This is a genomic window from Colwellia sp. RE-S-Sl-9, from assembly GCF_048296855.1.
Lineage (GTDB): Bacteria > Pseudomonadota > Gammaproteobacteria > Enterobacterales > Alteromonadaceae > Pseudocolwellia.
The window spans coordinates 4,234,604-4,249,267 of the sequence record NZ_CP182631.1 but is presented as its reverse complement, the minus strand read 5'-3'; the positions used below and the strand labels follow the sequence as shown (position 1 = coordinate 4,249,267).

The window sequence follows — 14,664 nt, the reverse complement described above, 5'->3', positions numbered from 1 at the left end:
TGATGAATTGATATCCATCAAGCGCTCTGAAATACACATCTTGATCGATAACGGGTATATATTACAAAATACATGCTACAAAAAACTCACGGCCAATTAGACTTCAAACCAGACTACCCATTCCTTCTATCGTTTATTAAAATATAGAGATACTCGAACCTTTAACTGTTAGTTTTATAAGTTGTTTCTTTTGGTCACTTTTACGGGTAGCAGTAACTTCCAATAATTGTTCAGTTGGCTCTGTACCAAAAAGATCTACTTCATACTCTAACTGACTAAAAGGATCCGCTAAACTATAACGCCCCATTACAATTAATTGTGAAACAGGTGATTTTGACGACTGATGAGATACAACGGGTGAAAGTAGCATGTCTTGCAATACCAACTTGTCATTATTTTCTTTAAGTACAACACGCTTATGAATAAGATTACTAATCACTGTACGATGGCGAGTAAATTCGGTTTTAGACAGTTTTCCGTCATTATCATCGTCCACTCCCTCAAAAGCTGAAACGGGTAATGAAAGCACCATAAATACTTTATTATCAATAACATTGAGTGTTCCGTGTTGAGCAACCATGACGTGGGCATACAAATGGCTTGATACAAACATGCTAGTTAGTAAGCTCACTATTGCAATGAAACCAATTTTTATATTTTTCATGAAAAAGATCTCTCATTATTTAAAAGGGCTATAGGTTTAAGACTCTTTAACAAAAGAGTCTTAAAATTTAATGATTTAGCGTGGTGGCACACTGCCCGCTTCAACTTCTCCTTTTACACAACGTTGCAAGTACGGATAGCTGTCTGTGGCGTAATAATGATATATACCTGCTGGAAATTCTGGCGTAACGCCCACTCGCCCGTTACATTCATCTAAATCACCTGAACCAGCAACATATTCCCAATCTTCACCAAAGGTACCTAAGGCATACGTATCAACAGATGGTCTTGATTCACTAACTTCAGTAACTAACTGATAACTTCCCGTCATTGACTTAAGGGGAGAGGTATTATCACTAGCAATGCTATAGCCATAGCGTGCGTAAATAGGAAATCCATCTGCCGCCCAACCAATAATGGTCATAGTGGTATTGTCACCGCCTTGCTTAGTTACAAAACCTTCAGGCATACCATGATAATGATAAACACCTCCGGGCTGTACATGCGCATTGTTGTCATCGGTACCGAAATTAAAACTATTATGTCCTAACGCCTCAATATGCCAGTTACCTTCATTACCTATCAAACTACAGTTATCGCCTGAATCGTCACAACTTCCAGCGGTATTAGCATCAATTTTCACGCCATTTAGTACGTATCCCGTAGGACCTGCAGGTCCACCTAATGTTGTAGCAACAGTCGTTTCAACAGGTGCTAAGCTATAACTTTCGGCTACACTTTGTTCTGTTATCGTATTGGGGTTATTAGTATTAGGAAAAGTGCCTACCGCGTGGTCTGGAACACCATTAGACGTTAATTCTCGCTCTTCATCGCTACATGTCCAAGTTACGGTACTGTTTAGTTGCACCGAGTCAGAATCATTATAGGCATCGTAACTATAATCACATAAAACACCGTCTGTATAGCCTTGAGTAACGTTTGATACAAGAATGTTAACACTGTCAATTTCACTGTTTTCGCTAGCGTCGTTAACCATTAACGACACAACATAAAGGCCCGCAACATCAGCAATAAATGATGTAGAAAGCTCAGTATCACTAGACAATTCAGAAACACTACCATTAGGTAAAGTAGATAAATTCCACGAATAACTTAATGTGTCGCCATCTGCATCAGTACTTTGTGCACCTGAAAGCGTTACCGTACTACCAATAAAAAGGGTTTGATCTGCCCCCGCATTAGCAACAGGTGCAGTATTAGATTCAACACTCGTTTGCGTTTCATTCGTACTACTGCCACCACAAGCAGCAAGTGAACAAGCCAGAACCAAACTTGATAATGTAAAGCTTACGCTGTTTTGAAAACTGGCTTTATTTTTAGTGGAAAAAAGAGAATGTTTCATTGTTATATCGACTCCAACAGGGTAATACCAACTATTACTATGCTGGTAATACTAATAGGTTAATGTGCAAACAATGTGCATAAAATAAGGAATATAAAAAAGCCACTTCCTATTAAAAAGTGGCTCTCGTTTTTATACGTTTAATGACCATAAATCAGTAATCAAGTTTTATGCTGTGGTATTAATAATAGACTCGCCGCTTTCTATATCAAATTTTTCAAAGACTTGAGCCAAAATTGACTGTTTATCTTCATCACTGAGTACACTGTCGCTACCCGTTGCTAGCTTCTCATCTAAAAGCTCTTTTAGATAATCTACCATAGACGTTATTTCTTCAGTGCTTTGCTTAGGTGGTGGCGGTGGCATTCCCCCTTGCCCTTTTACGTCAGCAAGATCCCCTAATGTTTTAGCATCAAAACCAAATGACGACATTGCTTTTTCAAGCGCTTCACCCGGTTGAATTCCAGCTTGAGAAAATGCATCAATAATACTCAGCGCATCGGTTTCATTAATATTTTCAGCGTCAAATTTTGACAAAGTTTCAGAGATCAAGCTTTGCTGCTCTTCTGTTAACTTTTGATCTGAACGTGGTGGTGGCGGCATTGGCATACCAGAATTTATTGAATTAATCATGATGCTTGCCTTTTCCATGTTTAGGATGTGGTGGTTTATGGTTATCAAATTCTTCTTGGCTTATAACACCATTATTATCAGTGTCTATGCTAGTAAACACCGTTTGGTGATCACCATGAGGAAGTTCCTGTAATGAAAACTCATCAAGATCAATATCTCCATCTGCGTTAGCGTCTATCGATTCAAAACTAGGTCGTTGATGTCCTCCCATTTTTTCTTGCATTGTATCATTTGCCTGAACAGAGGCGGTTGCTGCTATTAATAGCGTAATTGCAATAATTGATTTGTTATAAATGCTCATAAGAATTTCCTGTACTTGTTAATTTAACTTTCAAGCTAAGAATAACAAGAGAATTTGCAAACAATGTGCACAAAAAAAGGAAGTTTAAAATGAGCGTTTTTTTATAAAACTAAACGGTAACCTGTGCCATATACTGATTCAATCCAATCTTTACCATCACTAATGCTTAAGAGCTTTTTACGTAGTTTTTTTATGTGACTATCGATAGTACGATTATTAACAATACGGTGATCTGAATACATATTTTCCATCAACTGTGTTCGCGTAAAAATACGTTCTGGCTTATTCACTAAAGGCTTCAGTAATTGAAACTCAACTGAAGTTAATGTGACCTCTTGCTGATTCAACGTAACCGTAAAACGATGTTCATCAAGCTGCAACATATTAAGATTGTTATCTACATGCTGAATTCTTCGTAATACGGCCTTAACTCTAGCAACTACTTCCCTAAAACTAAAAGGCTTACAAATATAGTCATCAGCGCCTAACTCTAGCCCTAAAAGACGATCTATTTCATCGGTTTTTGCAGTAACCATTAAAATAGGAATATTTGAAAATTGGCGAATTTCTTTGCAAAGATCAATGCCGTTTTTACCAGGTAACATAACATCGAGTAAAATAACGTTGGGATTATGCTCTTTTACCCATGGTATCACCTCGTCACCATGATGAATTAAGTGAGGTATAAAGTCTGAATTCTCAAAGTAGTCGTGTAACAAGTTTGCAAGTTTTACTTCATCTTCTACGATCAATATTGAATTTGTCATATACGTTCTCTAATTATTTTAGGAAATTGGTAATTTAATCACGATAGCTAAGCCGCCTAAACTTGAATGTTCAGCTAATATTTCACCTTGATGTGCATTAACAATGTGACGGCATATAGACAAACCTAAACCTGAACCACCTGTTTTACGATTTCTAGAATTTTCAACACGGTATAGATGTTCAAATAAGTTACCTAAGTGCTTATCGTCAACTCCACATCCATTATCTTCAAAAGTAATAAACGCTAAGGGCTCTGTAGCCTTTGCTTCAACACCTAACGATATTTTAAATTTGGTGCCATTTGAATACTTAATGGCATTATTAATAATGTTTTCAAACAATTGATACAGCCTTGTTTTATCAACATAAATAGCAATATTTTCATCCTTAACATCTACACTCAATGTCATGTCAGCATCAGACAAGTAACTACGATATTTGTCTTCTTCACTTTGTAATAACTCGACTAAGTTTTCATGTTTTTTACGGTAGCGCATGCCGCCAATATCAGCGCTAGTGAGTTGTTGTAGGTCTTCAATAAGACGTGTTAAGTGTTTCAATTCGTCATTTGCAGAAGAAATATTGCTTTGCGTTAATGGCCTAATACCATCAAGCATCGCCTCAAGCTCGCCACTTAAAATCGCAATAGGCGTACGTAACTCGTGAGAGATATTAGCTAACCAGCGTTTTCTCGCTATTTCATTTTCCGATAAGGTAAGCGCTAATTCATTATAGTCGCGACTCAGCTCACCGAGTTCGTCTTGTCGATTCAAATGAATTGGATGTTGATAATCTCCCTGCGTTAATTTATGTACACCTCGGGTAATTAAGCGAATAGGCTCAACAACATGCCTTGCTAAGGGTAAAGCAACTAAAGCAACTAACCCCATTAAAAGAATCCCGATCAGCCATAAATACTGCCGTTGTTGCTCTATAAAATCTAGCTCGTAACCTTGGGTTAACTGATTACGTTTAGACACCGCTAAAAAACCTACCGTGTTATTATTAACAAGGATCTTTTTCTTGCTGTATTCCAAGTTTTCGAAAGCCTTGCCTGCAATAAGAACATTATTACTGTCAAATAAAGCATAATGTGCTTCGCTACCAGAAGAATGTGGTGGTGGCGGTAAATGCTCACCTAAAGGAAAACCATCTCTTGCTCTGCCATGCTCACGATCTTGAGGCGGTAACTCCGAAGGTCTTTTATGCTGAAAACCTAAAGCGGGTGGTCTGGTTGAAAAGTCACTGTTCGAAAGGCTTTCTGAAATTAAGTGTCGTAATTTGTTATGCTTTCCGCTCATTCCCTGCCAATTATCATGTTTTTGATATTCTGTAGCGAGTTCTTTTACTACAGGTGTAAGTGTTTCTATTTCTTTAGTATTAACGTATTCAATCATGCCTTTTCCAAGGCTCCACTGCATAAGTAAAACAAGGAATAAAACCAATACCAAACTAAAGCCAAAAAATATTAAAAAGAATTTTTTTTGAATATTCATAAACCAACAATTAACCTTAATATTATTGAGCAAGCAACCATTTCATAAAACTAGAATAGCAATTAAATGTGCAAATAATGTGCATAAGCTAAACGATTTAAGATGAAACCTTCTCTCTTATGAAAATTCATTCCAAATCATACTTGAAACAGGCCCTAATGTAGTTTCTTGTCGTTTAATTAAACGTATCTCACCACTTATGCTGTATTCAAGTTCAGCAAGTTGTAGCTTAATCAGTTGGCCTGATTTAAGCTCTTCTGCCACCATAAATTCAGGAATATAACCCCAGCCTAACCCTTCAACGAGCATATTTTTAAGGGTGTAAGCGTCTTTGGTTCGCCACTGTCTGCAACCTTTAAGTAAAATAAGATCGTGAGTGTCAAAGCTCAAATCACTCTCTTCTACGTTAATATGTACTTCTTGTTTTAAGTCATTAATATTAATGTTTTTAAAAGTAGGAAATAATTGAGGTGCTGCCACTAAAATAATACTGAAGTGGCTAATAGGTAACGATTCTAAACCACCTAAGGCATAAAGCGTTGGCCACCATGGGCTAATGGCTAAATCAATTTTTTCTTTTTTAAGTAAATCTAAAGAACCAAAACGAGACTCGCCAATTAATTCTATTTCAGTATAGGGAAATTGAGTTTGGCAGCGTTTTAACACCGATAATATATTCGATAACGGGCATATAGCGTCATAACCTAGCCTTATTTTAGCTTCGTTCCCTTCACCTAAATGTTGCCCTAAAGAATTAAGCTGTGAAGCCGATTGCAGTAGCTCTTGCGCTTTATGATAAAACAACTTGCCAGCTTCGGTTAAGGTTAATCGGTAGTTATCTCTAGTTAAAATTTGAAAACCATATTCTGCCTCTAGCTTCTTCAATGCCATAGACAATGCAGGTTGGGTTTTATGTAAACTTAATGCGGCTTTTTGCAAAGTTCCGCACTCTACAATGCGGCATAATGTTCTAATTTGATCTAATGTCATTTACTTACGGTTCTAAATAATAGCTATCAAAGAGTATAAATTAAATTGAATAAGTTAATTAATTTATATCAATACTTTTATTCATATTCTCAAGCTATAATTGTTGTACTAAAACGGATTTACCCTATCTATTATCTAGAGGCTCATATGTTTTTAAAGGCTCATAAAATTCACTACGTTATTTCAACCTTATTTATGTCAGCAATAGTACTTATATCTGGTTGTGATAATTCCACGCCAACACCTAATAAAGAAAAACTTATTCGCCCAGCTAAAATATTTACTGTGGTAGATCCTTCTGAACAGGCGATACGTAATTTCCCAGGAGAAGTTGAAGCAAATGCCACATCTAAACTAGCGTTTAGAGTAAGTGGGCAAGTTATCGATTTTCCAGTAAAACCCGGTAATACCGTTGAAAAAGGCGATGTGGTCGCACGATTAGATCCTACAGACTTTGAGTTGCAACTTGACGACAGACAAGCGCGATATGATTTAGCTAAATCTCAATTTGAACAAGCTAAACTTTTATTAGCGCGTAAGCTAGGTTCTCAATCAGGTTTTGACGAAGCAAAAGCCAACTTAGGCGTTGCGCTATCGTCTCTTAACGTGGCTAAAAATAATTTAGAATATACCTATTTACACGCACCTTTCTCGGGCAATATTTCTAAAGTATTTATTAAAAACTTTGACCACGTTCAAGCTAAACAAACCATTATAGATTTACAAACACTCGACATTATTGACATTTCAATACAAATGCCTGAAAACATCGCGTCACGTGTTAAAAAAGGCTCTCAACATCAACCGACAGTTATTTTTGATTCGCACCCTGATCAAGAGTTTTTAGCAACGGTTAAAGAATGGGACACACAAGCGGATCCTTCCACCCTAACTTATAAAGTTGTTTTTTCTTTACCCACTCCTAAAGATTTTAATGCCCTACCCGGTATGTCGGCCAATATTCGCATAGACCTTTCTAAAATAACCCAGCTAGAGTCACAAAAACTTGTTCTACCAATAAGCGCCGTATTTTCTCCTGAAGATAAACCGTTAGATAACCCGAAAAAGTTTGTTTGGAAAGTTAACCCAAACACCATGACAGTGCATAGAATTGCCGTTGAAGTAGGTGAAGTAAAAAGCACAGGCATTGAAGTACTTTCGGGATTAAGCGCAGGTGACCAAATTATTGCAGCAGGCAGTAACTTTTTAACTGAAGGCATGCAGGTTCGTCCTTGGAATCGTGAAAAGGGCTTATAAATGAAACTTACCGAGTACTCTATAAAAAACAGCGTAACCAGCTGGATGTTTGTATTTATACTACTGTTTGGTGGCATTATTGCTTATAACGGTTTAGGACGTTTAGAAGATCCTGAATTTACCTTAAAAATGGCAATGGTAACTACGGCTTACCCAGGCGCTTCACCTACCCAAGTTGAAGAAGAAGTTAGCTACCCTATTGAAAATGCAATACAACAACTCCCTTATGTAAAGTTTGTTACCTCTATTTCAAGTGCAGGGTTTTCTCAAATTGTTGTAGAAATGAAGCCTACCTATCGTAAAAATGATTTAAAGCAAATTTGGGATGAGTTAAGACGAAAAATTAATGATTTAACACCACAACTTCCCCCAGGTGTATATCCGCCTACAGTTCTCGATAATTTTGGGGATGTATTTGGCGTACTACTTGCCATTAGCGGAGAAGGTTACTCGTACGAAGAACTTAAAGATTATTCTGACTATTTACGCCGCGAACTCGTTTTAATTAAAGGTGTAGGCAAGGTTAATGTTTCTGGTGAACAACAAGAGCAAATAGTAGTTGAAATAACACGAAATAAGCTAGCAGCTTTAGGTATTCCCTCCAGTAGAATTTATCAATTACTGCAAACTCAAAACCAAGTATCTAACTCTGGTAAAGTTAAAATTGGCAGCGAATATATTCGATTACACCCCACAGGCGAATTTCAAACCGTTAAAGAACTAGAAGGTTTGATTATTTCCAATCCGGGAGCGTCTGAGCTCGTTTATTTAGGTGATGTTGCCAGCATTCGCCGTGATTATGCAGAAGTACCCAGCCACATTACCAACTACAACAATAAACAAGCTTTATTACTAGGTATATCGTTTTCATCAGGCGTTAATGTAGTAGAAATAGGTCAGCACATTGAAGAACGTATTAACGAATTAGAAAACTTTCGCCCTATCGGTTTAGAGGTAGCTAACGTTTATAACCAACCCGCTGAAGTTGATAATTCAATGCAAAACTTCATGATAAGTTTAATAGAAGCCGTTGCTATTGTTATTGCTGTACTGCTTATTTTTATGGGCATAAAAACAGGGGTTTTAATTGGTATCGTATTATTACTTACCGTATTAGGTACTTTCATTTTTATGAATTTATTTAGTATTGACTTGCAACGCATATCATTAGGCGCATTAATTATTGCCTTAGGTATGCTGGTTGATAATGCCATTGTCGTCACCGAAGGTATTCTCATCGGCATGAAAAAAGGTCAAACCAAGCTACAAGCCTCTTTAAGTATTACTTCGCAAACTAACCTCCCTCTTTTAGGTGCAACCATTATTGCTATTGCTGCATTTGCTCCTATTGGTTTATCGTCAGACGCAACGGGTGAATTTGCCGGTAGTTTATTTTGGGTACTTCTTATTTCACTACTGCTGAGCTGGGTAACCGCCATAACCTTAACGCCCTTTTTTGCTCATATCATGTTTAAAGAAACCCAAGTTAATAAAAATATTGAAGGCGATAAAATTCAGCAAAACGATCAAAACGATGACCCATATAAAGGCGCTATTTTTACTGGCTACAAAGCTTTATTAACACTTTGCATGAAACACAGAGCCATTACCTTATTTATGATGCTTGCTTTGTTTGTAATGTCTGTAATAGGTTTTGGTCAGGTTAAACAGTCGTTTTTCCCTAAATCAAACACACCTATGTTCTATTTAGATTATTGGCGTTTTCAAGGTTCAGATATCAGAGAAACACAAAAAGATATTGAGTCGATTCAAGCGTATTTATTAAAACAAAATAACGTCACTCAAATAACCTCTACCGTGGGTCGTGGTGCGCCACGCTTTATGCTGACTTACGCACCTGAAAAATCGTACGCTGCTTTTGGGCAGCTAATTATTCGTGTTGAAAATAGAGAAGCACTACCAGAGGTTATGGGCAATTTACGTACTTATGTGAATGAAAACTACCCGCAAGCTCAGTCTAAAATCAAAGCGATGGAAATAGGACCAACAACCGATGCAAAAATTGAAGCTCGATTTTCAGGGCCTGACCCAGACGTACTCAGAAATTTAGCAATACAAGCTACTCAAATATTAAAAGATGACGGTAAAGCTTTTAATATTCGACATGATTGGCGAGAACGCACTAAAGTTATTCGCCCTCAATTTAACGAAGCCATGGGCCGACGTGTAGGCGTAAGTAAGCATGATATAGACGAACTCTTGTTAACCAACTTTTCTGGTCAACAAGTTGGTTTATATCGCGAAGGCACTAAGTTGCTCCCTATTGTAGCTCGCGCGCCAAAAGAAGAACGCTTAAACATAGACACCTTGCCTGAGCTACAAGTTTACAGCGCATCGTCGGGTAAACACGTACCTATTATGCAAGTTATTAACGGCTTTGAAACCGACTGGGAAGACTCACTCATTATGAGACGCGATAGAAAGCGTACCATTACCGTAATGGCTGACCACGATGTTTTAGGCGATGAAACTGCCGCGAGTTTATTTAATAGAATTAAAGCGCCAATTGAAGCCATTACATTACCTCAAGGTTACTCATTTGAATGGGGTGGTGAGCATGAGTCTTCTAAAAAAGCACAAGCCGCATTATTTGGTGGCCTGCCTTTAGGCTATTTAGTTATGTTTGCTATTACTGTTTTACTGTTTAATTCAATTAAAGCGCCGCTTGTTATTTGGGCTACCGTACCACTTGCCCTTATAGGTGTATCAACAGGCTTGCTTGTAATGGGCGCACCGTTTAGCTTTATGGCATTACTCGGTTTGTTAAGTTTATCAGGCATGTTAATTAAAAATGGCATTGTGCTGGTTGACCAAATAAACCTAGAACTTAGTGAAGGGAAAGAGCCTTACCACGCCGTATTTGATTCTGCCGTAAGTCGTGTAAGACCTGTAGCTATGGCCGCAATAACCACTATTTTAGGTATGATACCGTTACTATTCGATGTATTTTTTGAGTCAATGGCGGTAACAATAATGTTTGGTTTAGGCTTTGCCACCATACTAACGTTAATTGTTGTACCTGTACTGTTTACCGTACTGTATAAAATCAAAGCGATACAAAATTAAGGCTATATAAAATTAAGTTTATTGCTAGATAATAAAAGATTGCCCTGCTTCAATTAGGATAATGGGTAGAAAATAATAGAGCCTGTGTTTATATAACACAGGCTTTTTTATAGTTGAATGTTTATCTTTCTAATACAGCTGTAGAGTATTAACTTACCTTCACAGCTGTTGGGTAAACTTACGCCCAAGAAAATCTATTCAATATAAGCATACGGAAAATCAGTGGCACGATTTTGAAATGACAATATAGCAGGGTTTTTGATAATGCCCTCATCAAGGTTGATCGCTTTTCTAATCGTATCGTCTTCATACCAACGCTCACGACCGGCTAATACCACAGGTAAATAAACAATAAGTGCCGCTGAAATAGAACGTGTGGCACTTTCCCAAAGGTAACTCGGTGTATGGTCTACCGCGTAATAGTCAATGGTTTCATACTTAAACATAGGTGCTTTAAAGGTTGTTGGTTTAGCAAAAAAGAAGCCCATACCTTCATCGCAACTTACATCAATAATTAAACCATTAGGTTTAAGGCATGCCTTTTCAGATTCAATAATAAAATCGATGGGGTTTGCCGTATCTTGAAAAGTTCCGTTTACCATAATGTCTGCTTCGCTGATTAATTCAGTTAGCGGCCTTGCTGTTCCGTCATGTTCTATCACCATCATGCGTGCTTCGTCTGCTGTTCCAGCGCGAATTCGAACATAGTTACAATCAAGCACTTCTTCGCGTACTTCGTGATCAGGACGTTGAATACAAATAGTAATATCTCTAAAGCCATGCGCTTTTAAAGCATATATTGCACCACGACTTACTGCACCAAAACCGAAAATAATGATTTTACGTTGATTACCATAATGACCATCCATACCTTTTAATTGCAGCGCATGTAAAACACCACAATACCCTGCCATTTCGTTATTTTTATAAAAAGTATGACGCCCAACTTGACCACTTGGCGACCAAACAAACATATCTTCAAAAGCAATTAATGTTTGTTTACGCTCTAAAGCCGCCTGTGTAATGTCTTTTTGCTGAACACAATGTACATAGCCCCATAATGTTCCACCTTCACGTAGTTCTTCTAAATCAGCTAATACAGGCTTAGCAATAATAACCGTACCTACCTCGGCCAATAATTCATGACGTGTAGCAATACCGCCCGTTAAATCCGCTATTTCTGCATCTGAAACACCGAAAGGTTCACCGTAAGCTTCTTCAAATATAAGTTGACTGCGGAGTGCTTCAGGAATGCGTTTTAAATGTCGAGGGTGAATAGGAAATCTACGTTCGTCTTCTTTTTTTGAAGTCCCTATGACTCCTACTTTTAGTATGCTCATGTAACTGTTCCTCGTTATAAAATAAATACGACGTCATAAACGAATGAAATACCAAGTAGATTAATTAACTGCTCATTTTTCCTCATGAAAAAGTAGATCACTTATTTAATCAAATGGGTATAAAAGCTTCGCCAATAGGCCAGTTTGATAGAGTCTGCTCTGTTCTTATGTTAAGAGTTTTGGAATATTAGAGTTTGCTAAGCAAAGCTCTGTAAAATAAGGGGTATGTCGCCAAGAGAGCAACATGGTTTTTATTTGATAAAACGATCATCAACAATAAATAAAAAATACATAATCATAATAATGATCAAGCATTTACGTTTACTTTATTGATGTAGCGTTTTTCGAAGAATGAGTATAAGTACGTGCAAGTTCATTAAGTAAAGCGAGTAATAAGTTTACTGAGTTAAACGTTAATGGCCGTAATTATAGGCAGAAAATAGGTAAGAGAATGTTAACTGCTCGGTGATGAAGGCCTATCATAGCATTTTTGAAGCTTATTCTATACCTGCAAGTTGAAATGAAGGGATATAAACGATTTATTAAGCTAAATGGCTTGTTAAACATAAAGGAATAATTGGTTACATTATTCCTTTAAGTATTTGCTAAAAACTTATTTGTTTCTTTCAACAATCCCCATCAATTTGTAGGTAAGTAATGCGGCTGAAAAGTCGTAAGCATGAAAACCTGCAATCGGCGCATATTCCATAATATCGAAGCCAATAATGTTGCGTTGTTTCGCTACAGACTCAAACAAGTTGAGGGTTTGATACCAAGATAAACCACCCGGTACGGGTGTTCCTGTAGAAGGGAATACTGAAGGATCAATTCCGTCAATATCTACCGTAAAAAATACGTTTTTAGGAAAGCTTTCAGGCAAGTTTATGCTTTGAATATTTTGTGGTACGAGCTCGTCAGCATCTTGAAAATAAACACCGTGCTTCTCACGTGTTGCTATTTCTTCTTCACAAAAAGCACGGATACCTAATTGATAAAGAGGAATGTTTAAATCAACCAAACGTTTCATTACGGATGCATGGCTTAGCTTATCGCCTTCGTAAGCATCGCGTAAGTCAGCATGTGCATCTATTTGCACAACACCAAAGTCTGTAATACCTGCATCCAAATAGCCTTTAATAACACCATAAGTAACCGTGTGCTCGCCACCTAAAACTACGGGAATACTGTCTGCTTTAAGTATTTTTGTGACTGCATTGGCGATATTTTCAATCACTTGCTCTGGGTCAACCGTGCAATCAACCACATCGCAGGTATGAATACCTAACGCTGAAGGGTTCGATTTTCCGTCCCACGTTTCTAGTTGTTCTGACGCTTCTAATATAGTTAATGGCCCTTGCGCTGTTCCGCCACTGTACGACACGGTTTTTTCGTAAGGTACAGGCAATACCGAAAAAGCAGCTTGTTCGATAGGTGATTGTTCTATTTCAGACGCGAGAAAAATAGGATAGTTTTTTGTCATGATAATGCAGCCATTATAGGGAAAATGTTATGTAACTTAGCTAAAATCAATAAAAGCCCTGTGATAAAAGCTAAGCTAAATGTATTAAGATAACCGTTGTTTAAAGTCTTCATAACCAAATGATTTTACAACATTTAGTTTATCAGTTTTTGAATTCCAAATAGCGATTGATGGTAATTGCGTACCGTTAAACGTACTAGTTTTTACCATAGTGTAATGCGCCATATCCTCAAACACTAAGCGTTGACCCACTTGAATAGGTTTATCAAAACTGTAGTCGTTTATTACATCGCCAGCTAAACACGTTAAACCACCTAAACGATAGGTATGCGGTTTTTCATTCGCCTGCCCTGCTCCTGAAATGTCAGGTCGGTATGGCATTTCTAACGTATCAGGCATGTGACACGTAGCAGATGTATCTAAAATCAATTGCGGAAAGTCGTTATAAATCACATCAAGTACTTCACAACTTAAAATACCTGTGCCAATCGCAACGGCTTCACCGGGTTCAATATATACTTGTAAGGCGTATTTACTCATAAAGCTTTTAATACACGTAATTAGGCCTTCGGTATCATAATCAGGTGCGGTAATGTGATGACCACCACCAAAGTTAATCCATTTAAGCGTAGTAAATAAATGAGAAAATTTAGCCTCAACACTCGCTAAAGTACGTTGTAATGGTAAAAAACCTTGTTCGCATAGCGTATGAAAATGCAGACCAGAAATAAGCGTGAACGCTTGTTGAAATTCAGGTAACGCAAGATATTTTTCCAACTCAGACGCAGGTGTACCTAAACGAGAACCTTTAGCGCACGGGTCGTAAAGAGCAACTTCGCCTTCTGAATGTTGTGGATTAATGCGTAAACCAAACGATAAATCGTCTCGTGTGGTTAGCGCTTCGCGGCATATGTTTTCAAAACGTAGCAACTGGCTTGGGCTATTAAAAACAATATGATGCGCAAAGGTGACTAGCTCACGTATATCAGCTTCACTAAAGCCAGCTGAATACACGTGAATTTCGCCATGGTAAAACTCTTTTGCCAATTTAGCTTCGTGTAAACCGCTTGAACAAGTACCACTAAGGTACTTGTTTGTTAACGGCGCTAACGACCACATAGAAAAGGCTTTTAACGCGTGCAGAACCTTAGCTCCACTTTGCTGTTGAACGGTGTTTAATATGTTTAAATTACGTTCAACAGCGATTTCATCTACCACAAAACATGGCGACGGTAAGCGGGTTAAGTCAAGCTGAGCAAAGTCAGTAAATTGCATAATACGCTGTA

General features: G+C 37.7%; 12 protein-coding genes. 2 read left to right on the top strand and 10 right to left on the bottom strand.

The window, feature by feature from the left end; translation table 11 throughout:
* Positions 1-136 precede the first annotated feature (136 nt).
* The 7 genes from ACM9HF_RS18460 to ACM9HF_RS18430 form a co-directional block, all read right to left on the bottom strand.
* Positions 137-664 (bottom strand): hypothetical protein, encoded by a 528-nt coding sequence (locus tag ACM9HF_RS18460; protein WP_473612897.1) that lies wholly within the window; start codon positions 662-664, stop codon positions 137-139.
* A gap of 75 nt (positions 665-739) precedes the next feature.
* Positions 740-2,026 carry a YHYH protein gene (locus tag ACM9HF_RS18455; protein WP_473612894.1) on the bottom strand — a complete coding sequence of 429 codons (1,287 nt, stop codon included), beginning with the start codon at positions 2,024-2,026 and terminating at the stop codon, positions 740-742.
* 168 nt (positions 2,027-2,194) lie between these two features.
* Positions 2,195-2,659: a hypothetical protein gene (locus ACM9HF_RS18450; protein WP_473612890.1), complete on the bottom strand. Its 465-nt coding sequence runs from the start codon at positions 2,657-2,659 to the stop codon at positions 2,195-2,197.
* Complete coding sequence (locus tag ACM9HF_RS18445) at positions 2,652-2,960, bottom strand: EF-hand domain-containing protein (protein ID WP_473612886.1); 309 nt, start codon at positions 2,958-2,960, stop codon at positions 2,652-2,654. The genes ACM9HF_RS18450 and ACM9HF_RS18445 overlap by 8 nt, the downstream gene beginning before the upstream one ends.
* 101 nt (positions 2,961-3,061) lie before the next feature.
* Positions 3,062-3,727 carry a response regulator gene (locus tag ACM9HF_RS18440; RefSeq protein WP_473612882.1) on the bottom strand — a complete coding sequence of 222 codons (666 nt, stop codon included), beginning with the start codon at positions 3,725-3,727 and terminating at the stop codon, positions 3,062-3,064.
* Between the two features lie 18 nt (positions 3,728-3,745).
* Positions 3,746-5,224 (bottom strand): ATP-binding protein, encoded by a 1,479-nt coding sequence (locus ACM9HF_RS18435; RefSeq protein ID WP_473612878.1) that lies wholly within the window; start codon positions 5,222-5,224, stop codon positions 3,746-3,748.
* A gap of 117 nt (positions 5,225-5,341) precedes the next feature.
* Positions 5,342-6,214, bottom strand: coding sequence for a LysR family transcriptional regulator (locus ACM9HF_RS18430; protein ID WP_473612874.1), 873 nt, complete (start codon positions 6,212-6,214; stop codon positions 5,342-5,344).
* A gap of 147 nt (positions 6,215-6,361) precedes the next feature.
* On the opposite strand from ACM9HF_RS18430, the gene ACM9HF_RS18425 reads away from it, so the two are divergent.
* Both ACM9HF_RS18425 and ACM9HF_RS18420 read left to right on the top strand, forming a co-directional pair.
* Positions 6,362-7,471 (top strand): efflux RND transporter periplasmic adaptor subunit, encoded by a 1,110-nt coding sequence (locus ACM9HF_RS18425; RefSeq protein ID WP_473612870.1) that lies wholly within the window; start codon positions 6,362-6,364, stop codon positions 7,469-7,471.
* Complete coding sequence (locus ACM9HF_RS18420) at positions 7,472-10,558, top strand: efflux RND transporter permease subunit (protein ID WP_473612866.1); 3,087 nt, start codon at positions 7,472-7,474, stop codon at positions 10,556-10,558.
* Positions 10,559-10,752: 194 nt separating this feature from the next.
* On the opposite strand, the gene ACM9HF_RS18415 is transcribed toward ACM9HF_RS18420, so the two are convergent.
* The 3 genes from ACM9HF_RS18415 to nspC form a co-directional block, all read right to left on the bottom strand.
* Complete coding sequence (locus tag ACM9HF_RS18415; RefSeq protein WP_473612862.1) at positions 10,753-11,898, bottom strand: N(5)-(carboxyethyl)ornithine synthase; 1,146 nt, start codon at positions 11,896-11,898, stop codon at positions 10,753-10,755.
* A 613-nt stretch (positions 11,899-12,511) separates the two neighbouring features.
* Positions 12,512-13,378, bottom strand: coding sequence for an agmatinase (gene speB, locus ACM9HF_RS18410; RefSeq protein ID WP_473612859.1), 867 nt, complete (start codon positions 13,376-13,378; stop codon positions 12,512-12,514).
* An 84-nt stretch (positions 13,379-13,462) separates the two neighbouring features.
* Complete coding sequence (nspC, locus tag ACM9HF_RS18405; protein WP_473612855.1) at positions 13,463-14,653, bottom strand: carboxynorspermidine decarboxylase; 1,191 nt, start codon at positions 14,651-14,653, stop codon at positions 13,463-13,465.
* Between the last annotated feature and the right edge of the window lie 11 nt (positions 14,654-14,664).